Annotated in this window: 22 protein-coding genes and 2 pseudogenes; 13 read left to right on the forward strand and 11 right to left on the reverse strand. The window is 72.7% G+C overall.

The window, feature by feature from the left end:
- Positions 1-241: 241 nt before the first annotated feature.
- From ACFYQQ_RS03850 to ACFYQQ_RS03870, 5 genes are read right to left on the reverse strand one after another with little or no spacing between them, the layout of a single operon-like run.
- Positions 242-1,009, reverse strand: a complete 768-nt coding sequence (locus tag ACFYQQ_RS03850) for a thioesterase domain-containing protein (protein WP_355784236.1) — start codon at positions 1,007-1,009, stop codon at positions 242-244.
- A gap of 53 nt (positions 1,010-1,062) precedes the next feature.
- The gene (locus tag ACFYQQ_RS03855; protein ID WP_355784225.1) at positions 1,063-2,067 is read right to left on the reverse strand and encodes an LLM class flavin-dependent oxidoreductase; all 1,005 of its coding nucleotides are present in this window, start codon (positions 2,065-2,067) and stop codon (positions 1,063-1,065) included.
- 38 nt (positions 2,068-2,105) lie between these two features.
- A complete protein-coding gene (locus ACFYQQ_RS03860) occupies positions 2,106-3,722 on the reverse strand; it encodes a fatty acid--CoA ligase (RefSeq protein ID WP_355784227.1) in 1,617 nt (538 codons plus the stop codon).
- An 18-nt stretch (positions 3,723-3,740) separates the two neighbouring features.
- Complete coding sequence (locus ACFYQQ_RS03865; protein WP_388903251.1) at positions 3,741-9,449, reverse strand: SDR family NAD(P)-dependent oxidoreductase; 5,709 nt, start codon at positions 9,447-9,449, stop codon at positions 3,741-3,743.
- An 11-nt stretch (positions 9,450-9,460) separates the two neighbouring features.
- On the reverse strand, positions 9,461-9,775 hold the full coding sequence (locus ACFYQQ_RS03870) for an acyl carrier protein (RefSeq protein ID WP_355780690.1): 315 nt from the start codon (positions 9,773-9,775) through the stop codon (positions 9,461-9,463).
- Between the two features lie 150 nt (positions 9,776-9,925).
- Here ACFYQQ_RS03870 and ACFYQQ_RS03875 point away from each other — a divergent pair, with 150 nt between their 5' ends.
- From ACFYQQ_RS03875 to serS, 11 genes are all read left to right on the forward strand, one after another.
- Positions 9,926-11,557 carry an aldehyde dehydrogenase family protein gene (locus tag ACFYQQ_RS03875; RefSeq protein WP_355780693.1) on the forward strand — a complete coding sequence of 544 codons (1,632 nt, stop codon included), beginning with the start codon at positions 9,926-9,928 and terminating at the stop codon, positions 11,555-11,557.
- Between the two features lie 45 nt (positions 11,558-11,602).
- Positions 11,603-12,742: an acyl-CoA dehydrogenase family protein gene (locus ACFYQQ_RS03880; protein WP_355780696.1), complete on the forward strand. Its 1,140-nt coding sequence runs from the start codon at positions 11,603-11,605 to the stop codon at positions 12,740-12,742.
- A gap of 43 nt (positions 12,743-12,785) precedes the next feature.
- The gene (locus tag ACFYQQ_RS03885; protein WP_355780699.1) at positions 12,786-14,081 is read left to right on the forward strand and encodes an aspartate aminotransferase family protein; all 1,296 of its coding nucleotides are present in this window, start codon (positions 12,786-12,788) and stop codon (positions 14,079-14,081) included.
- A 2-nt stretch (positions 14,082-14,083) separates the two neighbouring features.
- Positions 14,084-14,566, forward strand: a complete 483-nt coding sequence (locus ACFYQQ_RS03890; protein ID WP_355780702.1) for an SRPBCC family protein — start codon at positions 14,084-14,086, stop codon at positions 14,564-14,566.
- A 21-nt stretch (positions 14,567-14,587) separates the two neighbouring features.
- Positions 14,588-15,196 carry a hypothetical protein gene (locus ACFYQQ_RS03895; RefSeq protein WP_355780705.1) on the forward strand — a complete coding sequence of 203 codons (609 nt, stop codon included), beginning with the start codon at positions 14,588-14,590 and terminating at the stop codon, positions 15,194-15,196.
- Positions 15,193-15,750, forward strand: a complete 558-nt coding sequence (locus ACFYQQ_RS03900; RefSeq protein WP_355780707.1) for a flavin reductase family protein — start codon at positions 15,193-15,195, stop codon at positions 15,748-15,750. Before ACFYQQ_RS03895 ends, ACFYQQ_RS03900 begins: the two co-directional genes overlap by 4 nt.
- Positions 15,747-16,739, forward strand: a complete 993-nt coding sequence (locus tag ACFYQQ_RS03905) for a VlmB-like protein (protein ID WP_030895211.1) — start codon at positions 15,747-15,749, stop codon at positions 16,737-16,739. Before ACFYQQ_RS03900 ends, ACFYQQ_RS03905 begins: the two co-directional genes overlap by 4 nt.
- Entirely contained in the window at positions 16,736-17,743 is a 1,008-nt protein-coding gene (locus ACFYQQ_RS03910) for a beta-ketoacyl-ACP synthase III (RefSeq protein WP_355780710.1), read from the forward strand. Before ACFYQQ_RS03905 ends, ACFYQQ_RS03910 begins: the two co-directional genes overlap by 4 nt.
- A 107-nt stretch (positions 17,744-17,850) precedes the next feature.
- Positions 17,851-18,081, forward strand: a complete 231-nt coding sequence (locus ACFYQQ_RS03915) for an acyl carrier protein (RefSeq protein WP_018888444.1) — start codon at positions 17,851-17,853, stop codon at positions 18,079-18,081.
- Positions 18,081-19,301 (forward strand): beta-ketoacyl-[acyl-carrier-protein] synthase family protein, encoded by a 1,221-nt coding sequence (locus ACFYQQ_RS03920; RefSeq protein ID WP_355780713.1) that lies wholly within the window; start codon positions 18,081-18,083, stop codon positions 19,299-19,301. The genes ACFYQQ_RS03915 and ACFYQQ_RS03920 overlap by 1 nt, the downstream gene beginning before the upstream one ends.
- Before the next feature lie 135 nt (positions 19,302-19,436).
- A complete protein-coding gene (serS, locus tag ACFYQQ_RS03925; protein ID WP_388903261.1) occupies positions 19,437-20,714 on the forward strand; it encodes a serine--tRNA ligase in 1,278 nt (425 codons plus the stop codon).
- Between the two features lie 83 nt (positions 20,715-20,797).
- On the opposite strand, the gene fabI is transcribed toward serS, so the two are convergent.
- The 6 genes from fabI to ACFYQQ_RS03955 form a co-directional block, all read right to left on the reverse strand.
- Entirely contained in the window at positions 20,798-21,562 is a 765-nt protein-coding gene (fabI, locus tag ACFYQQ_RS03930; RefSeq protein ID WP_355782817.1) for an enoyl-ACP reductase FabI, read from the reverse strand.
- Positions 21,559-21,885: a ferredoxin gene (fdxA, locus tag ACFYQQ_RS03935; protein ID WP_355782820.1), complete on the reverse strand. Its 327-nt coding sequence runs from the start codon at positions 21,883-21,885 to the stop codon at positions 21,559-21,561. The genes fabI and fdxA overlap by 4 nt, the downstream gene beginning before the upstream one ends.
- A 2-nt stretch (positions 21,886-21,887) precedes the next feature.
- A complete protein-coding gene (locus ACFYQQ_RS03940; RefSeq protein ID WP_355782823.1) occupies positions 21,888-23,312 on the reverse strand; it encodes an MFS transporter in 1,425 nt (474 codons plus the stop codon).
- Positions 23,313-23,493: 181 nt separating this feature from the next.
- A complete protein-coding gene (locus ACFYQQ_RS03945; RefSeq protein WP_355782826.1) occupies positions 23,494-24,597 on the reverse strand; it encodes an acyl-CoA desaturase in 1,104 nt (367 codons plus the stop codon).
- A gap of 244 nt (positions 24,598-24,841) precedes the next feature.
- Positions 24,842-25,006 (reverse strand): hypothetical protein, encoded by a 165-nt coding sequence (locus tag ACFYQQ_RS03950; protein ID WP_167537461.1) that lies wholly within the window; start codon positions 25,004-25,006, stop codon positions 24,842-24,844.
- A gap of 132 nt (positions 25,007-25,138) precedes the next feature.
- Positions 25,139-26,134 (reverse strand): DUF2156 domain-containing protein, encoded by a 996-nt coding sequence (locus ACFYQQ_RS03955; RefSeq protein WP_356242037.1) that lies wholly within the window; start codon positions 26,132-26,134, stop codon positions 25,139-25,141.
- A 174-nt stretch (positions 26,135-26,308) separates the two neighbouring features.
- Here ACFYQQ_RS03955 and ACFYQQ_RS03960 point away from each other — a divergent pair.
- Both ACFYQQ_RS03960 and ACFYQQ_RS03965 read left to right on the forward strand, forming a co-directional pair.
- Positions 26,309-26,401 (forward strand): annotated as a pseudogene (locus ACFYQQ_RS03960).
- A 31-nt stretch (positions 26,402-26,432) separates the two neighbouring features.
- Positions 26,433-26,525: pseudogene (locus tag ACFYQQ_RS03965) on the forward strand.
- Positions 26,526-26,568: the final 43 nt, after the last annotated feature.

Consider the following 26,568-nt stretch of genomic DNA (forward strand, 5'->3'; position numbering starts at 1 on the left):
CGGCGCTGACACGAGTGCCGACGGGGCTGTGGAACCCCCGGGGAACTCGTGTGGGGCCGGTGCTGGGGGCGTGGTGCGGACCGGGAAGGCGCCGGAGTGGGGCTCCTTCCCGGTGCCGCGCCGATGCTGTGGCCGGGACGGCCGGCCGGTCGACCTCGCCGGTCGCGGGCGCTGGTGCCGGTGCGGGCGACGTCCGCCGAGAAGGGGCGTCGCGAGGAGGCGAACGACGCCTGCCGCGGCGCTAGCGCGCGGGGTGGGCGGCGATCCGCTGCAGGCGGTGCGCGAAGTGGGCGGTGACGGCCTGGGCGTGCGTGTCGATGTAGAAGTGGCCGCCGGAGTACTCGTTGTGGCCGAGGTAGGTGGGGGTGCGTCCGGTCCAGTGGGTCATGGCGTCCGGCGCCTCCTGCAGGGGGTCGGAGCGCCCGCCGTAGGAGGCGAGCGGGCAGGCGACCCCGGCGCCGTCGTCGACGTACTGGGCGGCGACCCTGAGGTCGGCGCGGAGCGCGGGGACCACGAGGGCGAGCATCTCGGGGTTGTCGTAGATCTCGGCCGGGAAGGAGCCCAGCTTCTTGATCCACTCGACGAGCTCGGACTCGGGCATCCGGCTCTGCTCCTCGGTGGGCTGGAAGAAGCCCACGGGCGACCAGCCGGACATGCCGACCATGACGGGCGCCGGGCCGCCCTCCTCCTCCATGCGGATGGCCAGCCGGAACGCGAGCTGGGCGCCGAGGCAGTGCCCGAAGAACGCGAACGGCCGGTCGTCCAGGTCGTCGAGCACGGCCTCGTGCAGGGCTTCGAGCAGCGGCCAGAACTCCTCGTACGTCGGCTCCTCCCGGCGGTTGTGACGGCCCGGCAGGGTCACCGCCTGCGCGGCGATGTCGGGCGGCAGCAGGCTCTCCCAGTCCCGGTAGATGATGGCGCCGCTGCCCGCGTGCGGGAGCAGAAACAACCGGATCGAGGCGTCGGGCGAGGGCTCCACCGGGTGGAACCACTGGCCCGCACGGGACATCTGGCTGCCGGCGGTGACGGTGGCGCCGGTGTCCGTTGCGCTGGTGGTACTGGTCACGACTGTGTACTCCCCACGGTGGTGGACGGGCCGAGGGCGCGTACCGCGGGCAGCAGCACCTCGGCGATCTCCTTCAACTGCGGTTCCGGGTCGAGCGATCCGATCCTCAGGACCAGGTGGCGGGCGCCGGCCCGGACGTAGTCGCCGAGCCATTCGGCGCACTTCTCGGCGCTGCCCCAGGCGTAGGCCTGGATGGTGCGCATCTGGTCGAGGGAACGGCCGTAGTAGTGGCTGATGTAGTGCTCCAGTTCCGCCTCGGCCGCCCGCTCGTCCCGGTTCACCGTGATCGTCGCGTAGAGGGCGGGGGTGACGGCGCCGGCGGGGCGGCCCGCCTCCTCGGCGAGCTCGGCGATCCGGCGGCGGGCCCGGCCGTAGGCGTCCGAGTCGGGCAGGAACGGCAGCCAGCCGTCGTAGCGGGTGGCGGCGCGGGCGAGCACCTTGGGGGTGTCGCTGCCCGCCAGCCACAGCGGCGGGCCGCCGGCGGTGGCCGGGGAGGGCAGCCGGTCGAGGTTGTCGGCCTGCCAGTATTTACCCTGGAAGTCGGCCGGTTCGCCCTCCTGTCCGGCGCGCCAGGCCGTGCGCCACAGGGCGGTGATCTCGTCGAGGCGTCCGACGCGGCCGTGGAAGCCGGCGCCGACCGAGGCGAACTCCGCCTCCGTCTCGGGCATGGGAAAGCCGGAGCCGAGCCCGAGGACCAGCCGGCCCGCGGCGACGTGGCTGAGGCTCGCGACCATGTTGGCGCCGATCAACGGGTGGCGCAGGGCCGGGGTCAGGGCGGCGGTGCCGACGGTGATCCGCTCGGTGGCGGCGGCAGCGGCGGCCAGGACGACGAGCGGGTCCAGGCGGGGGCGGGCGGTGAGCGAGTCGCCCGCCCAGAGGGAGTCGAATCCCAGGGCCTCGGCCTGCCGGGCGAAGCCCAGCAGCGGGGCCGCCGCGTAGGTGCCGTTGATGGCCTGTTCCCGGGTGGGCAGCAGTACGCCGACGTGCAGGGGCCCGTTCATGGGCGACGACCTTTCTGTCCGTGGTTGCTGACGCGTAGTCATACGACCGTGCCGGCCAGCGGGTCCCGGGCCGGTACCGTCAGCCGCTCCCGCACCGCGCGGCGGAGGATCTTGCCGGAGGGGTTGCGGGGCAGGGAATCGGTGAAGTGGTAGGCGCTGGGGATCTTGTAGTCGGCGAGCCGGCCGCGCAGGGAGAGCAGCAGTTCGCGCGGGTGCGCCTCGGCGCCGGGGCGCAGGACGACCACCGCGTGCACGCTCTCGCCCCAGTGCTCGTCGGGCAGGCCGACGACGGCGGCGTCGGCCACGGCCGGGTGGGCGACGAGCGCCTTCTCGACCTCGGCCGGGTAGATGTTCTGCCCGGCGACGATGATCGTGTCGTTGATGCGGTCGCACAGGTGGAGGTAGCCGTCCTCGTCGAGGTAGCCGGCGTCCCCCATGTGCAGCCACTCCCCCACCAGGGTGCGCGCGGTGGCCTCGGGCAGGTTCCAGTAGCCGAGCATCCGGGACGGCGCGCGCACGCAGATCTGGCCGATCTCCCCGGGCGGGAGGGGGTCGCCGTCGGGGCCGATCACCTTGACCTCGTTGCCTGGGCACGGCCTGCCGACCGAATCCAGCACCGGGCTGCCCGGGTGGTGCGCCTCGGGCGGCAGGCACACCGCCACACTGCCGGTCTCGGTACTGGCGTAGATCTGCGCGAACTCGCAGCCGTAGGTCTCCAGGCACTGCTTGAGCAGGGTCTCGGACATGGGCGCCGCGCCGTAGGCGATCTTGCGCAGGGAGGTGAACGCCTCCGGTCCCGCGCCGCGTTCGGCGGCCATCATCTGGAGCATGGCGGGGGCCGCGAAGGTGGTGGTGACCTTGTGGGTGCGGATCAGCCGGACCGCTTCCTGCGGGTCGAACTGCGGCATGATCACGCTGGTGCCGCCGGCGTTGAAGGTGTGCAGGAACCAGCCGATGCCCGCGACGCCGAAACCCGGCAGCGAGATGAGGCTGACGTCGTCGGGCAGCCAGTCGATCCAGGAGACGCCGTGCTCGCGCATCGCGTGCGGCAGGGTGAAGAAGCTGCGGTGGGCGAGGACGGCGCCCTTGGGCAGTCCGGTGGTGCCGCTGGTGTAGATCTGCACCACGGCGTCGTCGGGGCCGGTGCCCGGCACCGGCTCGGAGTCGGGCTGGTCGGCGGCCCAGGCGGGCAGGCCCGCGCCGCGGGCCGGTTCGCCGTCGGCGTCCGTGCCGTCGACGCGGATCACCCGCCGCAGACCGGGCAGTTGGTTGCGCACCGCGGCGACGGTGTCCCAGAACTCGTCGTCGACGAAGATCAGGGTGGCGCCGGAGTCGCGCAGGATGTGGTCCACCTCGGTCGGGGTGAGCCGCCAGTTGACCGGCACCAGGACCGTGCCCGCCTTGGCGCAGGCGAGCATGACCACGTAGTAGTTCTCCGACTCGCGGCCCAGGTAGGCGACCCGGTCGCCGCGCCGCGCGCCACCGGCGCGCAGGGCGTGCGCGGCACGGCTGCTGTCGCGGTGCAGCTTGCCGTAGGTGGTGACGCGGCCCTCGCAGATGATGGCCGGGTGGTCCGGCCGGCTGCCGGCGTGGGCCCGTGAGGAGTGGGTGAGCGTCCAGCGCTCGCTCGGTATGCCGCTGGGTGTGTCAGTCATGATCCGTCCTTGGGCGTGTCAGGCGGCCGGAGCCGGCTCGAGCTGCCCGCAGAGGAACTGGGCCAGCTGCCGCACGGTCGGGTGGTCGTGGGTGAGCGAGGCCGACAGGGGCAGCCGGAACGCCTGCTCCAGGGCGGCCTTGACCTGCTGGGCCATCAGCGAGTCCAGGCCCAGGGAGACGAACTCGGTGTTCGGGTTCAGTTCGTCGCCCTCCTCCAGGTGCAGGACGGCGGCGACCTTCTCGCGGACGACCCCGGTCACGGCGGCGGTCCGCTCGGCCGGTGGGAGGGCGGCGAGCGCGGTGAGGTCGAGGCCTGAGTCGTCGTCGGAGGCGTTGCGGGCGAGGCGGTCGTAGAACAGGTCGCCGGTGACGCTGCCCGCGACGTAGCGGTCCCAGTCGAACTCGCCGACCACCCGCTGGGTGCGGGGGCGCCCCCAGAGCCTGGCCAGGGTGTCCAGGGCGCGGGTCGGGGAGAAGAAGCGCACGCCGCTGCGCTCGATCTCCTGGCTGAGGTGCTCCTCCAGGCGGGCCGACATGCCGACCCGTGCCCAGGCGCCCCAGTTCACCGACAGGCCGGGCACGCCCCGCCGGCCGCGCCACTCGGCGAGGGCGTCGAGGGCGGCGCTGGCCGCGGCGTAGTGGCCCTGAGTGGCGCCGCCGAGGACCGAGGCGATCGAGGAGTAGGTGACGAAGAAGTCCAGCTCCGGGAAGGAGGACTGGGCGGCCTCGTGCAACAGCCAGCCGCCGTACGCCTTGGCCTCCAGCTGGGCGTCGATGGCCTCCCAGGTCAGCTCGGCGATGAGCTTCTTGTCGTAGGCGCCCGCGGCGTGCACGATCCCGCCCACCGGGTGCGGGCCGGCCGCGAGGTGCCGTACCAGCTGCCGCACGTCCTCGGCGCGGCCGATGTCCGCCCGGACCAGGTCGAGTTCGGCGTCCTCGGCAAGGTCGGCGAGGACGGGGACGGCCTCCTCGGTGGGCCGTCCGCTGCGGCTGACCAGCGTCAGGTGGCGGGCGCCGAGGGTGATCAGCTTCCGGGCGGTGACCAGCCCGAGGCCGCCCAGACCGCCGGTGACGAGGTAGGTGCGGTCCGGGCGCAGGGCGGCCGGGACCTCCTCGGCGGGGGCGGCGGACTCCGCCTCGGAGGCGTCCGGGAGGGTCACCCAGGACTGTCCCGAGGGGTCCGACAGGGCCGTCCGCAGCGCCTCGCCGGTCTCGTCGAGGCGGAAGTGCCGGGCGCCGTCGTCCTCTTCGGCGGGCCGGGCGTGCACCACGGCCGCCGCGGGGACGGTGAGTGTGGAGCGGAACGTGCCGTCGTGGCGTACGAGGACGTCGTCGCCCGGCGCGAACCCGGTGCCCTCGGCCGCGGCCAGGACCGTGCCGGTGGCCGCGGTGCCGAGCAGCGGCGGGGGCTCCTCCTCCGCGCCGAGCAGTTCCTCGCGCTCCGCGCGGCCCGTGTCCAGGGCGGTGCGGGCGTCGTCGGCGGTCAGGCCGACCGACCGGACGCGGATCTGGACCTCGTCGGCCCCCGGGGGCACGTCCGTGGCGGCGACCAGCGCGAGGTCGGACAGGTCGCCCGAGTCGGGGGCGCGCAGTTCGAAGCCGCCGGACCAGGCGAGCGGCGCGTCGCCGGAGAGGAGCCGGCGGACGTAGCGGCGGCCCGGACGGTGGGCGACCTGGTACTCGCCGGGCGGTTCGGCGTGCCACTCCTCCAGCAGCGGGCTCAGGCCGCTGCCGGGGGCGACGTCGACCAGGGTGGCCCGGTACTGGGGGTACTCGGTGAGCAGCACCCGGCCGAAGCCCCAGAGCGTGGCGGCGGCCAGGTGTCCGCCGTCGCCGGCCGGGTCGCCGGGCAGCCACTGGGCTCCCTCGGTCACCAGCCACAGGCGGGGCGGCCGGGGGGTGCCCGTGGCGTCCAGCGCGGAGATCAGGGCGAGCAGCTCGCGGTAGTTCTCCTCGCACTCGGCGCGCAGCCGGTCGGCGGACATGGCCTGCGGGAGCTGCCGCCAGACGCGGCAGACGTCGGTGACGGTGGGGTCCTCCAGGGCCGCCTTGAGTTCGGTGAGGTCGGCGCCCCGGGTGACCTTCAGGCCGGGCCGTCCGGCGAGGTCGGCGGCGCGGGCGGGCGACGGATCGAGCAGGACGACGTGTCGGGCGGGGGCGGTGGTCCGCGGTGCGGGCAGGGCGCGGCGGACCCACTCGGGGCGGTGCAGGAACCGGCGGCGGCCGGTGCTGCCCTCGGGGCGGGCCAGCCGGACGCCGAGCAGTTCGGCGACCGGCTCGCCGTTCTCCAGGAGCAGCACGTCGGCGGTGCGGCGGTCCTGGTCGCCGTGCACCCGGGCGAGGACGCGCAGCTCCTCGCCGCGGGGCTTGCGGAAGTGGCGGACCGAGGCGACGGCGTGGGGCACGAACACCGGGCCCTCGGGGTCGAGGACGACGCACGCCTGGACGGCGGCCTCCACGAGCTCCGCCGGCACGTGTTCGACCGCGGAGGCGTTCCGGCCGGTCAGCTCCCCGACGACGAGGCCGTCGGCGTGCCGGGCGGCGCGCAGCAGCAGCCGCATCCGGGGGCCGTGCGGGCGGCCGACGGAGGCGAGGTCGGTGTAGATGTCCTCGTCGTCGATCTGCGTTCCGGCGGGGGCGAGGCCCGCGTCCAGTTCGGCCAGTTCGGAGACGGGGACCACCGGTTCGGGCTCGGCGGCGATGACCGCCGTGGCGTGCACGTCCTCCTCCCCGCCGACGACCGTGAACACCGCCACCTCGGCGCCCCCGCCCGGCAGCGGCCGCCAGCGGGTGGTCAGGGTGGTCCTGGTCTCGGCGGGAACGTCGAGCGGCGCGAGCAGCCGGAGGTCGCGCACGGCGGACCGGGTGTGGCCCCGGACCGCGTCCTGGACCGCGAACAGCAGGTCGACGTAGGCGCCGGCGGGCAGGGTGGTGCGTCCGCCGTCGGCGAGGTCGGCGAGCGGGCCGAGGTCCTCGGCGGTGAACTCCGCGGTGAACTCCCGTACCCCCGAGGCGAAGCGCTCCTCGGTGCCGAGCAGCGGGTGGCGGGCGGTGCCGCCCGCGGCGGCGCGGCGGGGTCCGGCGGCCGGCAGCCAGTAGCGCTTGCGCTGGAAGGCGTAGGTGGGCAGGTCCGCCTTGGCCGGCACGGTGTGCCCGGCGTGGTAGCCGGGCCAGGAGACGGTGAGTCCGGCGGCGTAGTACTCGGCGAGTGCGGTCAGGGTGGTGGTGGCCGTCCGGTCCCGGCGGCGCAGGCTGGCCAGCCACAGGTGGTCCTCGGCGGCGACGCCGCGCCGGGCGAGCGCGGTCAGCGCGGCCTGCGGGCCGATCTCGATCATGGCGTGCCGGCCGCGCCGGGCCACCGCGCGGATGCCGTCCAGGAAGCGCACGGGTTCGCCGATGTGCCGCACCCAGTAGTCGGGGGTGGCGATGTCGCGGAACCGGGCGAGCCGTCCGGTCACGTTGGAGATCAGGCTGATGGCCGGTTCGTGGAACTCGATGCCGTCGAGTGCGGCGCGGAAGTCGTCGTAGACCTCGGCCATCTGCGGGGAGTGGAAGGCGTGCGAGACCGCGAGCCGGTCGACGCGCACGCCGCGCTCCTTGAGGATGCCGCAGACCTCGTCCAGGGCGGGGAGGGCGCCGGAGACGACGCACTGGTCGGGGGCGTTGACCGCGGCCAGGGCGAGGTCGGGGCGGCTCTCCAGGAGCGGCTCGACGTCCTCGGCGGGGGCGGCGACCGCGGCCATGCCGCCCTCGGCGCGCACCGCCTGCATCAGCCGGGCCCGCGCGGCGACCAGCCGCACGGCGTCGGGGAGGCCGAACAGGCCGGCGACCGCGGCGGCGACGACCTCGCCGATGCTGTGCCCGACGAGCACGTTGGGGCGCACGCCCCAGGCCATCCACTGCCGGGCGAGGGCGTATTCGAGGGTGAACAGGGCGGGCTGGGTGTACTCGGTGCGGTCGATCGCCTCGGGGTCTTCTGCGGTGCCGAGCAGCAGGTCGCGCACGGAGCGGTCCAGGTGCTCCGCGAACAGCCGGTCGCACGCGTCGACGTGGGAGCGGAACTCCGGGAGGGCCTCGTAGAGGGCGGCGCCCATGCCGGCGTACTGGGAGCCCTGGCCGGTGAACATGAAGGCCGTCTTGCGGATGCCGCTGGGGCCCTCGTGGTCCTGGCCGGCCGCCTGGTCCAGGAGCCGGGCCAGGGCGGCGCGGTCGGCGACCGGGGCGGCGACGCGGTAGGGGTGGTGGGTGCGGGCGACGTTGGCGGTGTGGCAGAGGGCGTCGAGAGGGAGGTCGGGCCGCTCGTCGAGCAGCCGCCGGTGGTTCGCGGCCTGCTCGCGCAGGGCGGCGGAACTCTTGGCGGAGAGGGTGAACAGCGGGGCGGCGGGCGTGCCGGAGGGCTGCGGCGCGGGGCTCGCCTCCGGTGCCTGCTCCAGGACCACCGCGCCGATGGTGCCGGCGAAGCCGAAGCTGTTCACGACCGCGCGGCGCACCTCGGCCCGCCACGGCTCGCAGGCGGTCGGCACGCGCAGCGGGTAGAGGTCCCAGGGGATGCGCCCGGACGGGGTGGTGAGGTTCAGGTGCGGGTAGATGGTGCCGGAGCGCAGCTGCAGCACCGTCTTGATGACGCCGACGATGCCGGAGGCCGGCTCCATGTGGCCCAGGTTGGTCTTCACCGACGCGGTGAGCACGGGGTTGTCGGCGGTGTGCGACTCGGCGAACACGTCCCCGATGGCGCCGAACTCGATCGGGTCGCCGAGCGGGGTGCCGGTGCCGTGCGCCTCCACGTACTGGATGTCCTCGGGGGTGAGGCGGGCGGTGGCCAGCGCGGCGCGGATCACCTTCTCCTGCGCGGGGCCGTTGGGCACGGTCAGTCCGGCGCTGTCGCCGTCCTGGCCGACGGCGGTGCCGCGCACCAGGGCGAGCACCCGGTCGCCGTCACGCTCGGCGTCGGAGAGCAGCTTGAGGACCAGGACGCCGCAGCCCTCGGCGCGCGCGTAGCCGTCGGCCGACTCGTCGAAGGTCTTGCACTGCCCGTCCGGGGCGAGCATCTGCGCGTTGGAGAACATCACCGGGATGCGCGGGTGGTGCAGGGCGTTGACGCCGCCGCACAGCGCGATGTCGGTCTCGCCGGAGCGCAGGGCCTGCACCGCCAGGTGCAGTGCGACCAGGGAGGACGAGCAGGCGGTGTCGACGCTCATGCTGGGTCCGCGCCACCCCAGGAAGTACGACAGCCGGCCGGACAGCGGGAACATCGTGATGCCGGAGGCCAGGTGGCCGTCCATCTCCTCGTACGGCAGGGACTCCAGCTCCAGCGCGTAGTCGATGGAGCTGGCGCCGACGTAGACACCGCCGTTGCCGCGGCGCAGCGGGGCCGGGTCGATGTTGGCGTGCTCCAGGGCCTGCCAGGCGGTCTCCAGCAGCAGGCGCTGCTGGGGGTCCATGTACCGGGCCTCCTTCGGGGAGATGTTGAAGAAGGCGGCGTCGAAGAGGTCCACGCGGTCGAGGAAGCCCCCCGCGGTGGTGTGGATCTTCCCCTTGTCCTCGGGGGTCTCGGGGGTGAACGCGGCCACGTCCCACCGGTCCTGCGGGATCGGGCCGATCCCGCTGCGCCCCTCCCGCAGGAAGGCGTCGAACTCGTCGGGCGAGGTGCTGCCGCCGGGGAATCGCAGACCGATTCCGACGATCGCGACCGGCTCGGGCGGCTGCTGGGATTCCGCACGCGGCATGGAGGGGCTCCTTAGCTTTCCTGAGAAAAACTGTCCTGGACGGCCTGGGTCAAGTGGTCCACCAGATGGGCGACCGTCGGCTCGTTGAAGAGCACGCTGACATTGATGGAGAGATCAAGGAGCCGCTCCAGGCTCTGCCGTATCTCGGTCAGCCGCAGTGAGGTGAGTCCGAGATCGAAATAGCTGATGTCGAGCGGGAGATCCTCGGATTCGTCCATGAGGAGAACCGCCTTGAATTTCTTCAGGACGATCGACTCGATTTCTTCGGCGAGTTCGGCGCGCGGCAGATCACGCAGGCGCTGAACGGTGCTGTCGACGGGTGGCATGCAGTCATGCAAGCAACGCAGGCTGACGCCCCACTGACGGACGGCCGGGCCGGCTTGGCTGAATCAGCTCCCTGTCAGCGCCGGGTCAGATTCCACTGCCACGCTCGCACTGCTTCGAAAAATCCGCTCGCCACAGGTGAAAGGCTGAAGATGCTTCGCGAAGCCGCGCAGGAGGAGAGTGCCGAGGCACCTTCCGATATCAAGAGCTACGACCTATACATCGCGGGCAAGGACGTCGCGGGTGACGGGTGGGTGTACACCGTCAGCGGCCGGTCCCTGCTGGAAGACGTGTTCACCAGCGTGAGCCTGAAGCGCGCCCTGGAGCAGGACCCGGAGTCGGAGGCGGCCAGGCACCCGTACGTCGTCGGGCGCTGCGCGGTCGCGGACGACGCGTCCATCGACCTGGCCACGCAGGCCGCGGCCGCCGCCGCATCCGACTGGGCGGCCGTGCCGCTGGAGCGGCGGATGCGCCTGGGCACCCGGTTCCGCGAGGAACTCATCAAGCACCAGGACGAGTTCCTGCGCATGCTGGTCGCCGAATCCCACCCGGTCAAGCTGGCCCGCTGGGAGCTGAGCTGCCTGCTTCAGATCTACTCCCCGGGCTCCCTGCGCTGGTACACCAAGCAGATGCGGGTGGAGAAGGAGTACGCCGGCCGCACGCTGGTGCTGCACCGCCAGCCCGACGGTGTGGTGGCCTTCAACCCGCCGCAGAACGCGCCCCTGCCGAGCGCCGCCCTGTGCGTGCTGGCGCTGATGGCCGGCAACGCGGTGGTGGTGCGGGCACCGCGCAGCATCGCGCTGAGCACCATGTGGCTCCTGCGGGACGTGGTGGCGCCGCTGCTGGAGGAGATGGACGCGCCGGCCGGGGTGCTCAACGCGGTGTGCAGCAACCCCAAGCAGACCATGGACCGCTGGATCGCGGACCCGCTGATCGACGACATCTTCTACATCGGCGGCAGCCAGGAGGGCCTGCGCTTCGAGCAGCAGTGCGTGGCGCACGGCAAGAAGCCGATCCTCGAACTGGCGGGCAACGACGGCATCGTCGTGTGGAAGGACGCCGACGTCAAGTGGGCGGCCGAGGCCATCACCGAGGCCTTCTACGGCTCCGGCCAGATCTGCATGGTGCCCAACTACGTGCTGGTGCACCCGGACGTCGCGGACAGCCTGATCGCCGAGGTCAAGGAGCAGGTCAAGGGCATCCGGCCGGGCCTGCCCGAGGAGGAGGACGTGCTGCTGTCGCCGGTGCGGCGCAGCGAGCGGTTCTTCCGGCTGCTGCGGCAGGCGCTGGACAACGGCGCCGAGCTGGTCACCGGCGGCCACCGCACCGAAGTGGACGGCACGCCCTCGGAGACGGGGGTCTTCCTCCAGCCGACGGTGGTGCGCGTGGACGGCCTGGACCGGGCGCGCACCTACGACGTGGTGCGCGAGGAGACGTTCTTCCCGCTGGTGCCGATCGTGGTCCCCGAGCGGGAGGACGACGACACCCTCCTGGAGGCGTTCCTGCGCTTCGTCAACAGCAACGACTACGGACTGCGCAACTCCCTGTGGTCGCGTTCCGACCACGTCATCGAGACCTTCGTGCGGCGGGTCGTCAACGGCGGCCTGCTGAAGGTCAACGACTCCCACATCGGCTTCCTGCCCTACCTGCCCAGCCACGGCGGCACCGGCCGCACCGGCGGCGCCTTCGGCGAGGCCAACTACCCGATGCTCAAGACCTCCCACGTGCAGGGCGTCAGCATCGCCCGCGGCGTCAGCCCGTACGACGCGGTGTTCGGCGCCTGACCGCCATCCACCCCTGAACCCCGCCGTTACCGCTGGAGGCTTCCGTTGCGTTCCCTCGACCTCGCCCGCTCCGTCTGCGAGCGCTTCCACCCCGGTCTGCTCAAGGAGCTGGACCAGATCCCGTACACCGACCGAGAACGGCCGGGCAGCCCCGTGATCGACCTGTTCCGCATCCACGGCGGGGTCGGTCTGCTGATCCCCGAGGAGTACGGGGGCCACGGCGCCGACGCCCTGGACGCGCTGCGGGTCCAGCTGGCCCTGGGCGCCGTGTCCCCGTCGCTGGTGGCGGCCGTTTCGATGCACCACTTCACCATCGCCATGCTGTACTCGCTGGCCGTGAAGGAGGGCCGGCTGACCGACGAGCAGACGGCCCTGCTGCGCCGGATCGTGCCCGACCAGCAGGTGATGGCGTCCGGCTGGGCCGAGGGCCGGACGGCGCAGAACATCCTCAAGCCGGCCGTGACCGCCCGCCCGGTGCGCGACGGATTCCTGCTCACCGGCGCCAAGAAGCCGTGCAGCCTGTCCCGTTCGATGAGCCTGCTCACGGCGAGCGTCGCCATCCACGGCGACGACGGCGAGCCGGAGCTGGCGCTCGCCCTGGTGCCGGCCGACGCGTCCGGCCTGACCGTGCACCCGTACTGGGGTAACGACCTGCTGGCGGGCGCGGAGAGCGAAGAGGTGCGACTGGAGGACGTGTTCGTGCCCGCCGGCATGGTCGTGCGGGCCGGCGCCGACGACCCGCACCGCCTCGACGACCTCCAGTCGGCCGGGTTCGTCTGGTTCGAGCTGCTGATCTCCGCCGGGTACGCGGGCGGTGCGCTGGCGCTGGTGGAGCAGGTGCTGGAGCGCGAGCGCGGCAGTGCGGCCGAGCGGGCCTCCCTCGCCGTGGACATGGAGGCGGCGGTCGCGCTGCTGGAGAACGTCGCGCGGGCGACAGGCCCGGAGCCCGGTGACGAGGAGTCGGTGGCCCGCGTACTGGTGGCCCGGTACGCCGTGCAGAACGCCCTGCCCGACATCGCCTCCCGCGCCCTGGAGCTGCTGGGCGGCATGGACTTCATCAGCGGCTCCGGTCCGGCACAGGCCGCGGCGGCGCTGCGGGCCCTCGCCTTCCACCCGCCGTCGCGCGCCGCCGCCGCCGAGCCGCTGCTGCGCTGGTTCGACGGCGGCGAGCTGGTCCTCGCCTAGGGCCTGTCCGCACGACCCCACGATCCCTTGGAGTGAGCCACACGTGACCGTCATACAGGAATCCCCGGCGGCTTCGTCCGCCGACGCCGAGGCAGAGGTCCTCGGCCTGTACCGCGCGCATCTGAGCAAGGGCCGGGCCACGCTGGCCGAGCTGTTCGGCAGCCACATGGAGGTGGCGTCCGAGGGCGCCTGGCTCACCACCAGCGACGGTGAGCGCTTCCTCAACGCCGGTGGCTACGGCGTATTCCTCATGGGCGCCCGCCACCCGATCGTGATGGAGGAGGTGGAGCGCCAGCTGCGCACGCACCCCACCGCGACCCGCATCCTGCTGGAGCCCACCGTGGCCCGCGCGGCCGAGGCACTGGTCTCGGTGCTGCCGCCCGGCCTGGACAGGGTGCACTTCGCGCTGTCGGGGGCCGAGGCGGTGGAGACCGGCCTGAAGCTGGCCCGCGCGGGCGGCTTCAAGCGCACGGTCTCCATGCGCGGCGGCTACCACGGCAAGACCCTCGGTGCGCTGTCGGCCACCGCCAAGGAGGTCTACCAGCGGCCGTTTCGCCCGCTGGTGCCCGACTTCCTGCACCTGCCCTTCGGTGACGCCGACGCCCTGGAGGCCGAACTCGCCGCCCACCCGGGCGAGGTGTGCGTCATCCTCGAACCGGTCCAGGGCGAGGGCGGCGTGATCATCCCGCCGAAGGGCTACCTCAAGCGCGTCGAGGCGCTGGTGCGTGAGTACGACGGCTTCCTGATCCTCGACGAGGTGCAGTCCGGCTTCGGCCGGCTCGGCGAGTGGTGGGGCGCCGACATCGAAGGCGTCCTCCCGGACGTCCTGCTCGCCGGCAAGGCGCTCGGCGGCGGGGTGATGCCGGTCTCGGCGGCCGTCGCCACCCGCAAGGCCTTCCGTCCCTTCGACAAGGACCCCTACGTCCACACCGCCACGTTCTCCGGCCAGCCGGTGCTGATGGCCGCGGTCCAGGGCGCCATCCGGGCCGTGAAGGAGGAGCGCCTGGTCACCAGGGCGCTGGACCTCGGCGCCCGGCTGCTGCCGGCGATCACCGAGATCGCGCGCCGCAACATCCCCGACCTCGTGGTGGACGTGCGCGGCCGGGGCCTGCTGATCGGCGTCGAGCTCGTCGAGGCCGGGCTGGCCGGCGAGCTGCTGATCGAACTGTTCAACCACGGCGTGGTCGCCAACCATTCGATGAACGGCAGCTCGGTGGTGCGGTTCACCCCGCCCGCCGTGCTCGGCGACACCGACGTGGACTTCCTCCTCAACTCCTTCGACCTGGCCACCCGCGACCTCGTACGGGGCGCGGCCAAGATGCCGGAAGGCGGTAACTGATCGTGAGGCACGTCGAACTCGATGCCCTGATACCCGGGGAGCAGGCCGAGTCGGTCCTGCACGCCGTACGGCGCTGGGAGCGGTACCCGGACCTGGCGCCCCATGTCAACGCGACCACGGTGCACGCCGCCTACCCCGACCCCGCCGCCTCCTCCAGCTGGGAGCTGCACTTCCGCAGCGGCCTGCTGCGCTGGACCGAGGACGACACCGTGCTGCCGGAGCAGGGCGAGATCCGCTTCGAGCAGTCCGACGGGGACTTCGACTCCTTCTCGGGGACCTGGTCGGTGACTCAGGACGGCGACGACGTCGCGGTCCGCTTCGACGCCGACTTCGACTTCGGCATCCCGAGTCTGGAGGGCATCCTCGACCCGATCGCCGAGCGGGTCATCAAGGAGACCGTGGCCTGGGCGCTGACCGGTCTCTTCCCCGCCGTGCGCATCGGCGGCGGCATCGAACTCACCCCGTCCGCCGCGCTCGGCGCCTAGCGCATCAGGGAGCTGCTGACCATGGACCAGGCAAACCCGTTCGAGACACCGCGCACGTACTCGCTGCACCGCGCCGAGTACCTGGTGGGCTTCGCCGTCACCACCGGCCTGATGATCGCCCACTTCGGCGAGATCCGCTGGCTGCCGGCCATCGCCCTCTTCCTCTACATCGACCTGATCGGCTACATACCGGGCGCGATCGCGTTCCGGCGCAGTGGCGGCCGGCCGATCCACAAGGCGTACTACGTCCTGTACAACGTGATGCACAGCCTCATCACCCAGGCCGCCGTGGCCGCGCTGTGGTGCTGGCTGGTGAAGCCGGAGTGGGCGCTGCTGGTGCTGCCCTTCCACCTCTTCGGCGACCGCGGGCTGTTCGGCAACTTCATGAAGTCCTTCGCGCTGCCCTTCGAGCCGGTCCGCCAGCCCGGCTACCTGAGGCTCCTGGACGACCTGGGCCTGCCGCACCCCAAGCCGGTCGGGCATGTGACGGACCCGGTGCCGGTCGGGCACGTCCCGGTCCGCAAGCCGGTGCCTGCGCCGCGGGCGGACGCCGCCGCGGCGCAGGAGGCCCCCGCTCAGGCCGCCGCGGCCGGAGAGTCCGCGGTCCGGCAGGCGGAGGCGCTGCGATGAGCACCGCGACCGCGACCGGCCCGCGCACACGCCGGCCCGTCCGCCAGGACCCGGCCGAACGGCGCCGGGCGCTCTACCACCTGGCGTCCCCCGTGTCGGTGCTGACCACCGGGCCGGAGAGCCGGATGCACGGCACCACCGCGAGCACCGTCACCCTGGTCTCGCGCGAGCCGCTCCTCGTCGGCGTCGTGCTGCGGGCCGGGTCGTCCTTCGCGCGGCGGGCCGCCGCCGAGGGCCGGTTCGCGATCAACGTGCTGGGGGGTGACCAGGCGGAGGTGGCCCGCCGGTTCGCCGACAGCGGGCGCCCCGACGGCAGCGCCCAGTTCGCGGGCCTGCCCTGGACGGCGGACCCGTACGCGCAGGCCCCGCTCATCGCGGGCGCGCTCGCCCACTACACCTGCCGCTTCCACTCCGCCCACGCCGCGGGCGACAGCGAGCTGCTGCTCGGCCATGTCGTGCGCGCCAGGGCGGACGAAGGGCTCCCCCTGCTGAGCTACGCCGGCCACCTGCACGCCGGCACCCTGCATCCGGTGAAGGAGGCCGCCGCGTCATGACGCAGTCCAAGGTATTCGTGGCCCCCGAGGCGGACTGGGACAAGGCGCCCGGTCTGCTGGACGGGGCGAAGGAACTCACCCTCGGCCCCGAGGAGTGCGACCTCGCCTACTGGATCACCTCGGTGGCCCAGGGCACGCTGCGCGACCGCGGCGTGACCGGCCACCACGACGACGCGATCGTCCCGGACTTCCTGAAGGAGCCGGGCCCGCTGCGCGAGGCTCTGGTGCTGGAGTTCGGTCTGCGTGGGCTGTCCGAGGAGCTGGCCACCCGGCTGCTCGGCCACTACGTGTCGATCGCTCCCGGCATCCCCGAAATGGAGTTCTACGCCACCCAGCTGCTCGACGAGGCACGGCACGCCCGGGTGTTCCGCAACCACCTGGTGGAGCTCGGCATCCCGGCCGACACGCTCCTGAAGAGCATCGACGAGATGGCCCGGGACTACCGCGCCCGGGTGCTGGACCCGGTGGTCGACTTCACCCTCGACATCGTCCGGGACCAGGCCGACTTCCCCGGCGGTGTCGCCGTGTTCGCCATCGTCATCGAGGGCGTGCTGGCGCCGGCCGCCGAGCTGAGCGAACGCAAGTGGACTCCCCTGTCCCCGGCCACCGGCGAGATCTCCCGCGGCACCGCGATCGACGAGATCCGCCATCTGACGGTGGCCAGCACCATCCTGCGCGACCACGTGGCCGCGCACCCCGAGTACCGTCCGCGCCTGCTGGAGATCCTGCGGGCCGGCGTGCGGCTGTGGGACGAGATCCCCGACCGGGAGTTCGTGATCCACCGCGAGGAGCTGTTCCAGGAGGGCATGCTCCGGCACGCCGACCGGATCGGCGACTACGAGATCTGGCCCGGCGTGCGGATGCTCGACACCACTCCCGAGCAGCGCTACGACATGGCCGAGCGGTGGACCGACGAGATGGCCGAGGCTCGGATGGCCTACATGGGTCTGCCCCTGGAGGTCCTCAGCAGTCCGGGACCGGGCGCGTGAGCACCGGACGGGCCGCCGTGGTCTGCGGGATCGGGTCGTACGTCCCGCCCGACGTGGTCACCAACGAGGACCTGGCCCGGCGGCTGGACACCTCGGACGACTGGATCCGCTCGCGCACCGGGATCGCCCGGCGCCGTGTGGTCGCCCCGGGCACGGCGACCAGCGACCTGGCGGTCGAGGCGGGCCTGCGGGCCTTGAAGTCGGCGGGAGACGAACGGGCGGGCGCGGTGGTGCTGGCCACCACCACCCCGGACCAGCCGTGCCCGGCCACCGCGCCGCAGGTCGCGGCGCGGCTCGGACTCGGCGAGGTGCCCGCCTTCGACGTGGCCGCCGTCTGCTCCGGCTTCCTGTACGGCCTGGCCAGCTCGGCGGGCCTGATCGCCGCCGGAGTGACGGACCGGGTGCTGCTGATCGCCGCGGACGCGTTCACGACGATCATCAACCCCGAGGACCGCACCACGGCGGTGATCTTCGCGGACGGCGCGGGCGCGGTGCTGCTGCGGGCCGGCTCCCCCGAGGAGCCGGGCGCGGTCGGCCCGCTCGTGCTGGGCAGCGACGGCGGGCTGAGCCATCTGATCGAGGTGCCGGCCGGAGGGTCGCGGCAGCGGTCGTCTGGCCGGGAGCCCGCTCCGGAGGACCGCTTCTTCCAGATGGTGGGCCGCGACACCTACCGACACGCGGTGGAGCGGATGACCGCCACCTCCACCGAGGCGGCCGAGCGGGCCGGCTGGCAGCCGTGCGACGTCGACCGGTTCGCCGCGCACCAGGCCAACGCCCGCATCCTGGATGCGGTCTCGGAGCGGCTCGGCATCCCCGGCGAACGGCGGCTGAGCAACATCGCGCAGGTCGGCAACACCGGCGCCGCCTCCCTGCCGCTGCTGCTGGCCGAGAGCGCGGCGGACGGACGGCTCACCGCCGGGCACCGGCTGCTGCTGACCGCGTTCGGCGGCGGGCTGTCATGGGGCGCGACCACGCTGGTCTGGCCCGAGGTGCAGACCATCTGACGTTCCGTCACACACGGGGGCCCGGGCCGGCCCCTCCCACAAGCGCTGTCCGACACAGCGGAGAACGGGCGCTTGCGCCTTCGAGAGAACTGTCGAAAGGAACCGACATGCTGGAGCAGCTCAAGGAAATCCTGTCCAACAAGCTCAAGGTGTCTCCCGAGGCCATCACCCCGGAGGCCACCCGCGAGGACATCGAGCTGGACTCGCTGGCCGTGGTGGAGCTGTCGCTGCTGCTGAAGTCCGAGCTGGGCCTGGACGTCAGCGACGACGACCTGCTCGAGGCGGAGACCGTGGCCGACATGGTCCGGCTGATGGAGGAGCGGAGTGCGAAGGTCTGATGGCCGGCATGGACATCGCCGTCACCGGGCTCGGCCTGGTCACCCCGGGTGGTATCGGGGTCGGGCCGAGCTGGGCGGCGGTCTGCGACGGCAGGCCGGCCGCCGCCCTCGATCCGCTGCTGACGGATAACCCCGTACGTATCTCCTGCCGGGTGCCCGACTTCGACCCCGAGCTCCTGCTGAGCGCACGGCGGGCCCACCGCCTGGACCGGTTCGTCCAGTTCGCGCTGGTCGCCGCGCACGAGGCGGTGGCCGACGCGGGCCTGGATCCGCAGAGCTGGGACGGGGCGCGGGTGGGTGTGGTGCTGGGCTGCGCAGACGGCGGCCCGGGAACCGTCGAGGAACAGCACCACGTGCTGCGCGAGCAGGGCGCCGACCGGGTCTCGCCGCTGCTGCTGCCCATGCAGCTGCCGAACATGCTGGCCGGGCAGACGGCCATCGAGTTCGGGGCGACCGGGCCCAACCTGGTGGTGGCCACCGCCTGCGCCTCGGGCGCGACCGCCATCGGCACGGCCCGGGACCTGCTCGCCCTCGGCCGTTGCGACATCGTCCTCGCGGGCGGCAGCGAGGCCATGGTCACCCCACTGGTCATGGCCGGCTTCGCCCAGATGGGGGCGCTGTCGAGACGGCACGACGACCCGGCCTCCGCGTCCCGGCCGTTCGACGCCGACCGGGACGGCTTCGTCGCCGGGGAGGGCGCCGGCATCCTCGTCATGGAACGGGTGGCGGACGCCCGCGCCCGCGGCGCCCATGTGCACGGCCGGATCATCGGCTACGGCGCCACCGCCGACGCCCACCACATGACGTCGCCGCACCCCGACGGCGCGGGCATCGAGGCCGCCGTCCGAGCCGCGCTGGCCGACGCGGGCGCGGACCCGGACGACGTCCAGCACGTCAACGCCCACGGCACGTCGACACCGCTGAACGACCTGGCGGAAGCCCGCATGATCGGCCGGACGCTGCGCGGGGACCCGCTGGTCACATCCACGAAGGGAGTCACCGGACACCTGCTCGGCGCGGCCGGGGCGGTCGAGGCCGCCTTCACCGTGCTGAGCGTCGAGCACGAACTCGTGCCCCCCACCGCCAACCTCGTCATGCCCGACTCCAGGATCGACATCAAACTCGCGCAGGCCGCCACCTACATGCCCATCGATCTCGCCCTGAGCAACTCCCTGGGCTTCGGCGGCCAGAACACGGCACTGGCCATCGCCCCGGCCTGAACGGCGCGGCCACGCACCGGCAGCCGCCCGCGGAGCACCTCCGCCGGGCGGCTGTTCCCGTGCGGCACCCGGCCGCACGGCGCCACCCCGCCCGCCCGCGGGCCACCCCATCCCGCCCCACGTCAGGAGTCCACCGTGCACGATCCCCAAGAACTGCTGAAGGACGGGCCGCAGGCCGTACGGCGGCTGGCCCGCCGCCGCCACGACCTCGACCCGGCCGCGCTGGCCGACGCCCTGCGCGAGCGCAACGGCGCGCAGGCGGAGGTGACCCGGCTGCGCACCGAGCTGAACCGCACGTCCAGGGCCCGCCGCTCCGGCCCACCGACCGAGGAGGAGAAGGCGTCCGCCCGGGCGCTGCGGGCCGAGGTGCAGCGGGCCGAGGCCGCCGCCCGCACGGCCGCGGCACACCTGACCGAGCTGGTGCTCTCCGTCCCCAACATCCCCCTGGACGCGGTCCCGGACGGCGACTCGGAGAAGGAGGCCGTGGAGATACGCCGGGGCGGTCCCGCTCCGCGTCCGGCGGACGGCGCCCGCCACCACGCCGACATCGGGGAGTCCCTCGGCATCCTCGACGGCCCGGCCGCGGCCCGGCTGTCCGGTGCCCGCTTCGCCGTCGTCCGCGGGGCCGGAGCACGACTGGAGCGGGCCCTGCGCGACTTCCTCCTCGACCTGCACACCCGCGAGCACGGCTACACCGAGCAGTCGGTGCCGTTCCTGGTCGACCGCGACACCATGACCGGGACCGGGCAGCTGCCCAAGTTCGAGGACGACCTGTTCCGCACCCAGGTCGGTGGGCGGGAACTGTTCCTGATCCCCACCGCAGAGGTCCCGCTGACCAACCTGGTGGCCGGCCGGCTCCTGGACTCCCGCTCGCTGCCGCTGGCCTTCACCGCCTGCACGCCGTGCTTCCGTGCGGAGGCCGGGGCGTACGGCCGGGACACCCGCGGCATCCTGCGGCTGCACCAGTTCGAGAAGGTGGAGCTGGTGCGCGTCTGCGCCCCCGAGGACGCCCCGAAGCAGCTCGAACTCATGGTGAGTCACGCGGAGGAGTGCCTGAAGCGCCTGGAACTGGCGCACCGCGTGGTGCTGCTGCCGGCCGGCGACCTCGGGTTCTCCGCCCGGATGACCTACGACGTCGAGGTGTGGCTGCCGGGCAGCGGCTCCTACCGGGAGATCTCGTCGGTCTCCGACTGCGGCACCTTCCAGGCGCGTCGCGCGGACATCCGCGTCAAGCGGCCCGACGGGAGCAGGACTCCGGCGGTCACGCTGAACGGCTCGGCGCTGCCGATCGGCCGCACGGTCGCCGCGCTGCTGGAGCAGGGCGTGCGGGAGGACGGCTCGGTGGTACTGCCCGAGGCCCTCGTCCCGTACACCGGCTTCCGCCGGATCCTGCCGGGCGGGGACACCGCGTAGGCGCCGGGGGCGCCACCGCGGAAGGGGCGGGAGCCGGGTCCGTGACCCGCTCCCGCCCCCTTTCGCCGCGCCCGTCCCGGGGCTCAGACGCCCATCATGTGCACCCCTCCGTCGACGTGCACGATCTCCCCCGTGGTGCGCGGGAAGAAGTCCGAGAGCAGGGCGACGACCCCGCGGGCCGCCGGGTCCGGGTCGGTGGGGTCCCAGCCCGCCGGGGCCCGGTGCTCCCAGACCCCGGCGAGGTCGGCGAACCCGGGGATGGACTTGGCCGCCATGGAGCGCAGCGGTCCCGCCGCGACGAGGTTGCAGCGGACGCCGCGGCCGCCCAGGTCCCGGGCGAGGTAGCGGCTGGTCGACTCCAGGGCGGCCTTCGCGACGCCCATCCAGTCGTAGCGCGGCCAGGCGACCGCGGCGTCGAAGGTCAGCCCGACCACCGAGCCACCGCGCCGCTCCATCAGCGGCAGGCAGGCCGTGGTCAGCGACTTCAGGGAGTACGCCGACACGTGCACGGCGGTCGACACGTCGTTCCAGTCGCCGTCCAGGAAGGAGAAGGCGCCCCGCGGCCCGTAGGCGATGGAGTGCACCAGTCCGTCCAGGGTGTCGGTGTGCTCGCGGATCCGGTCGCCGAGGCCGTCCAGTTGCCGCTGGTCGGTGACGTCGAGTTCGAGCACCGGGGCCGGCTTCGGCAGCCGTCCGGCGACGCGCTCGATCAGGGAGAGGCGCCCGAAGCCGGTGAGGATGACCTCGGCACCCTCCTCCTGGGCGATGCGGGCCGTGTGGAAGGCGATGGACGCGTCCGTGACGACCCCGGTCACCAGGATCCGCTTGCCGGCGAGGAGTCCGCTCATGCCCGGGTCACCGCCTCGGGCAGGGCCCGCACCAGCGGGGAGTCGTGGCCGAGGGCGCCGAGTGCGGCGGCGCCGCCGGGCGAGCCCAAGGCGGCGAAGAAGTCGGCGTTGGAGGCGGTGTGGTCGCCCCACTCGGCGGGCACGTCGTCCTCGAAGCAGATCGCCTCGACGGGGCAGACGGGTTCGCAGGCGCCGCAGTCGACGCATTCGTCGGGGTGGATGTACAGGGCCCGGCGGCCCTCGTAGATGCAGTCCACGGGGCATTCGTCGACGCAGGAGCGGTCCTTGACGTCGACACAGGGCAGGGCGATGACGTAGGCCATCGTCAGCTCCTCTTCGTCACGGGGGTGGTCGGGTGGCCGGGGACGCCGTCGACCGGGGCCCCGGTGGTGCGCTCGCCCAGCAGCAGGACGGTCGCCGCCAGGGCCGCCATCGCCGCGGCGATGACCCCGAACAGGGCACCGGGGCCGTGCGCGTCCAGGACCGGCAGCAGGACGAACGGCAGTGCGGCAGCGCTGAGTTTGGACAGCGAGTAGGCGGCGCCGGACGCGGTGGCGCGGATCGCGGTCGGATACTGCTCGGAGAGATAGACGTGCGAGACGCTGGAGAAGACGTTGCTGCACAGGGTGTAGACGAAGCCGAACGCCACGATGAGCGCGGGGGATCCGGCGTAGGCGAAACCGAGGCCGGCGACCATCATCGCCGCCGCGGAGGCGGCGACCAGCGTCCGGCGCTCGAACCGGTCGACGATCGGCAGGGCCAGCGCGGAACCGACCGGGTAGCCCAGGAAGGACAGCGCGGTGAAGCCGATGCCCGCGACGAGGCCGTAGCCCTTGGCCGCCACGATCTGGGGCGCCAGCGTGCCGAAACCGTAGTAGCCGACCACGGACAGCACGCAGAAGATCCACAGCACCACCGTGCGGCGCCGCATGCCGCGGCCGAACACGTCGCGCACACGGTGGCGCACCGCGGCCGGTTCCACCGGTCCGGCGGTGTCCACGGCCACCGGGCGCACCGTCGCGGGACGGTCCGGGTGGGCCTGCTTCTCCATCTCGGCCACCAGCAGCTCGGCCTCCTCCGTGCGGCCCTGGGCGGCCAGCCACCTCGGCGACTCGATCAGCCGGCGGCGCAGCACCCACACCACGGCGGAGCCCAGCGCCCCGATCACGAACAGCCAGCGCCAGCCGGCGATGCCCAGTGGGGACAGGGGCACCAGCCACAGCGCGGCGAAGCCGACGGCGGGCACCCCGCAGAAAGCGACGGTGTAGGCCGAGGCGATGTACCGGCCGCGCCGCTTGGCGGGCAGCACGTCGGCCAGATAGCAGTCGGACAGCACCTGTTCGGCACCGATGCCGATGCCGGCCATGAAGCGGGTGACGATCAGCCAGGCGGCGTTCGGCGAGAAGGCGCCCAGCAGGGAGAAGCCCGAGTAGATGGCGAGGTTGATCAGGAAGGCCCGGCGCCGGCCGAACCGGTCGGCGATCCGGCCGAGCACCAGCGAGCCGATGAACTGGCCGATGAACACCGAGGCCAGGACGAGTTTGAGCTCGGTCGCCCCGAAGGCGAAGTCGCTCTGGAGCACTTTGGCGATGGTGCCCGAGAGGTTGTTCTCGAACGTGTCGAAGAGCAGACCGATGCCGATGACCATGGTGAGTCTTCGGTGCATCGGGGTGATCGGCATGCGGTCCAGGCGGACCCCGATCGCGGCGGGAGCGGTGACACCGCCCGCCACCGTGGTGGTCTGGGACATGGGGAGGCTCTCCTTGGACTCCTGGTTCTCAGGGACTCCGGTGAGGGAACCGCCCGGGCCGACGGCGGGCCCGGGCGTGCGGCCCGGGGGCCGGGGCTGTGGACAAGTGGGGGTGCGGGGGCGGTGCGGGACCGGAGCGTGGGGGGGGCCCGGACCGGCGGTGACCGAGGGCGCGGGCCGGTCAGGCCGCCTGGGTCGCCCGGCGCCTGATCTCCTCCTCCACGGTCCCGGCCCGCACCGGCTCACTGACCTCGTGCAGGAAGGAGGCGACCTCCCGGTAGGACGCCCAGAAGCCGACCTCGTGGTACGGCACCCCGCGCTCGGCGCAGTAGGCGCGGGTCAGTTCCCGGGCGCGCGCCAGGTGCTTCTGCGGCATGGCCGGGAACAGATGGTGCTCGACCTGGTAGTTGAGGCCGCCGTAGAGGAAGTCGACCACCGGGTTCGGGCGGATGTTGCGGGAGGTGAGGACCTGGCGCTCCAGCCAGTCCAGGGTCTCCTCCTCGCCGTCGCGGACGTCCATGCCCTTGTGGTTCGGGGCGAAGATCATGCCGAAGTAGACGCCCAGGGCGGCGTGCTGCACGAGGATGAACGCGACGGCGAGGACCGGCGAGAGCACCGTGAAGACCAGGGCGCAGTAGACCGCGGCGCGCAGCACGATCAGGAACGACTCCAGCACGGGCCGCTTGGTCTTGCCCTGCGCGATGGACACCACGGCCGTCCGGAGCATCTTGAAGCCCTCCAGGACGAGCAGCACGAAGAACAGCACGCTCTGGTGGCGCACGACGAACTTCTGCGTGCCCCGCCGGCTGGGGTACTGCTTGACGTCGAAGATGACGGTGCGCCGGCCGATGTCCGGGTCCTTGTCGAGGTGGTTGGGGTTGCTGTGGTGCCGGTTGTGGTGGTTGACCCACCAGCCGTAGCTGACCCCGTTGACGAGGTTGGCGTGGATGTAGCCGACGGCGGAGGCGGCCTTCTTGCTGCGGAACATGGCCTTGTGTCCGGCGTCGTGCCACATGAACGCCGACTGGCCGCCGCACAGCCCCATCCACAGGGCCGTCAGGAGCTGCCACCAGGAGTCGCCCAGGGCGAAGAACGCGGCGAATCCGATCAGCAGCAGGGTGGTGTTGAGCGCGAGACGGCCCACGTAGTAGCGCGGGTCGAGGTCGAGGAGACCTTCCGCTTTGACGCGTTTGAGTAGCTCGGCGAACGTCGCCGAGGCGCCGGTGCGCGGGCCGGCCGCGGAGGCGGCGGCTACCCCGGCTTCTTGTGTGTGCGGACGCTGCATGCGTTGCTCTCCTTGGGAGAAGTGCCCGGTTCGGGCGGCGGCGCCGCTGCCCCGCGGACCTGCGGGCGCCGCGAGTCGGCCGTGCTCCCGCGGGCGGTCGGGAACGCGCGGCGTGCCCGCCCGGCGGTCCGGGAACGCCGGAGCACACTGCGGTACTCCGCCAAAGGACCACCGGACGAACACGTGTCCAGCGTGCTGCCCCGCGCTGATGTGCCACTGATGCCGGTCTGATCGGCGGGGGCCGTCAGGCGGCGGACTCGGCGCGCAACCGTTCGTCGAGCGCCAGGACGGCGGCGTCCGCGTCGCGCGCCACGTCCTCGTCGTCGGGCGCGCCGATGACGGCCATCAGCCGCTCGACCACGGTGTGCTGGAGGACTTCGGTGCTGGTGTCGGGTCCGTTGTCACTCATCGCTGGTTCTCCTGTTCCGGAAGACGGGTGGTGCGTGAGGGCGGTGCGGGGAGGGTCACCCGCGACGCCGCGCCCCGCCGCGGGCACGGTCGGACGGAGCTCCCCACTGCAGGCCTGCTGGATGACGGATCGTCAGAACGCCTTGCAGGCACGGAAGACGTGGGCGAAGGACGCCAGAGAGGCCTGCGGGCCGTCGAAGGCGACGTACTCCGGGATGACCACGTCCGGAGCCCACTTCTGCTTGTACGACAGCTGGGTCTGCGCCGGGTACAGCGCGGCCCCCTCGGCCCACAGGGCGTGCATCAGCCACTGGAACGCCGGGCTGTGGCCGTCGATCTCGTGGTCGGCGTCGAGCCCGGTGAACGGGGTGAAGCCGAAGTGCAGCCACTCGACGCCCTCCGACCGGAACACCTCGACGGCGGTCGCGTTGATGGCCTCCATCAGTCCCGGGGAGCCGTCCGGGACGCGCCGGCTCAGATCGTGCATCCAGCCGGCCCGGCCGCCGTACACCGGCGAGTAGGAGATGTACGCCACGGGGTTGCCGTCGATGGTGCCGGTGAACAGCCGGCGGTGTGCCTGGGCCGGTCCGCCGATCTGGCCGACCAGGAACTCCAGTTGCTGGGCACCGCCCTTGGAGCCGAGCCAGGCCCGGTCGATGGCGGCGATCGCGTCCTGCCAGTCGTCGGCGGAGACCTCCTGGACGACCAGGCCGTTGCGGCGGGCCCGGGAGATCTTGTTGCGCAGTTGCATGAAGCGGGTGCCGCGCAGCGTGAAGTCCCGCAGGCCGACGGCCCAGGAGGCGCCGACCTGGTTGACGGTGAAGCCGCGGCGGGCGTAGTGCTCGGCGTCGGCGCGCTGGAGCTGGATGCCGACCAGGGTGCGGCCCTCCTCGCGGACGTGCCGGCGGAAGGCCTCAAGGAGGGGGTCGTAGTCGTCGGGGGCGGCGAAGGGGCCGCCGAACTGGACGGCGAACCGGCCCGTGCGGCGGTACACGACGACGCCGTCGGCACCGGGCAGTGTGAAGACGTCGTTTCCGCTGTTGAGGGCCAGGAACGCACTGGGGTTCTCGCTTGACGTATGGGTGCGTATCGCCTTGAGAACGGGGTTCTCCATGGCGGTCACGGTCATTGTTTTCCCCTTTCGGGAGCGTTTTCCGTCGTCCCGAGTAGAGCATCGAGGGCAGGCGCGGGAAAAGACCGGAAGGGAATTCTTCGACCGAGTCAGAGAGACGTCAGCGCTTTGTCAGACCTCCCTGCCAATGTTGTTCTCGTGAACGGCACGGGAGACCGGAAGCCGGCACAAGGAGAGGTGCCCGGAGCGGCTCATCGGGGACCAGAGAGCGATCTCACGGTCGGGCCCAAAAAGCCCACGCAGGTTCGAATCCTGCCCTCTCCGCGAAAACGGCCACGCACCAACGGCCGCACAAGGAGAGGTGCCCGGAGCGGCTCATCGGGGACCAGAGAGCAATCTCACGGTCGGGCCCAAAAAGCCCACGCAGGTTCGAATCCTGCCCTCTCCGCGAAAACGGCCACGCACCAACGGCCGCACAAGGAGAGGTGCCC

The sequence above is a fragment of the Streptomyces sp. NPDC005496 genome (assembly GCF_042872045.1).
Taxonomy (GTDB): domain Bacteria; phylum Actinomycetota; class Actinomycetes; order Streptomycetales; family Streptomycetaceae; genus Streptomyces.

Bases quoted from the DNA above. Each gene is read 5' to 3' on its own strand.
- ACFYQQ_RS03850 (WP_355784236.1), bottom strand. From the start codon at position 1,009: ATGTCCCGTGCGGGCCAGTGGTTCCACCCGGTGGAGCCCTCGCCCGAC.
- ACFYQQ_RS03855 (WP_355784225.1), bottom strand. From the start codon at position 2,067: ATGAACGGGCCCCTGCACGTCGGCGTACTGCTGCCCACCCGGGAACAG.
- ACFYQQ_RS03860 (WP_355784227.1), bottom strand. From the start codon at position 3,722: ATGACTGACACACCCAGCGGCATACCGAGCGAGCGCTGGACGCTCACC.
- ACFYQQ_RS03865 (WP_388903251.1), bottom strand. From the start codon at position 9,449: ATGCCGCGTGCGGAATCCCAGCAGCCGCCCGAGCCGGTCGCGATCGTC.
- ACFYQQ_RS03870 (WP_355780690.1), bottom strand. From the start codon at position 9,775: ATGCCACCCGTCGACAGCACCGTTCAGCGCCTGCGTGATCTGCCGCGC.
- ACFYQQ_RS03875 (WP_355780693.1), top strand. From the start codon at position 9,926: ATGCTTCGCGAAGCCGCGCAGGAGGAGAGTGCCGAGGCACCTTCCGAT.
- ACFYQQ_RS03895 (WP_355780705.1), top strand. From the start codon at position 14,588: ATGGACCAGGCAAACCCGTTCGAGACACCGCGCACGTACTCGCTGCAC.
- ACFYQQ_RS03900 (WP_355780707.1), top strand. From the start codon at position 15,193: ATGAGCACCGCGACCGCGACCGGCCCGCGCACACGCCGGCCCGTCCGC.
- ACFYQQ_RS03905 (WP_030895211.1), top strand. From the start codon at position 15,747: ATGACGCAGTCCAAGGTATTCGTGGCCCCCGAGGCGGACTGGGACAAG.
- ACFYQQ_RS03915 (WP_018888444.1), top strand. From the start codon at position 17,851: ATGCTGGAGCAGCTCAAGGAAATCCTGTCCAACAAGCTCAAGGTGTCT.
- ACFYQQ_RS03920 (WP_355780713.1), top strand. From the start codon at position 18,081: ATGGCCGGCATGGACATCGCCGTCACCGGGCTCGGCCTGGTCACCCCG.
- fabI (WP_355782817.1), bottom strand. From the start codon at position 21,562: ATGAGCGGACTCCTCGCCGGCAAGCGGATCCTGGTGACCGGGGTCGTC.
- fdxA (WP_355782820.1), bottom strand. From the start codon at position 21,885: ATGGCCTACGTCATCGCCCTGCCCTGTGTCGACGTCAAGGACCGCTCC.
- ACFYQQ_RS03940 (WP_355782823.1), bottom strand. From the start codon at position 23,312: ATGTCCCAGACCACCACGGTGGCGGGCGGTGTCACCGCTCCCGCCGCG.
- ACFYQQ_RS03945 (WP_355782826.1), bottom strand. From the start codon at position 24,597: ATGCAGCGTCCGCACACACAAGAAGCCGGGGTAGCCGCCGCCTCCGCG.
- ACFYQQ_RS03950 (WP_167537461.1), bottom strand. From the start codon at position 25,006: ATGAGTGACAACGGACCCGACACCAGCACCGAAGTCCTCCAGCACACC.
- ACFYQQ_RS03955 (WP_356242037.1), bottom strand. From the start codon at position 26,134: ATGACCGTGACCGCCATGGAGAACCCCGTTCTCAAGGCGATACGCACC.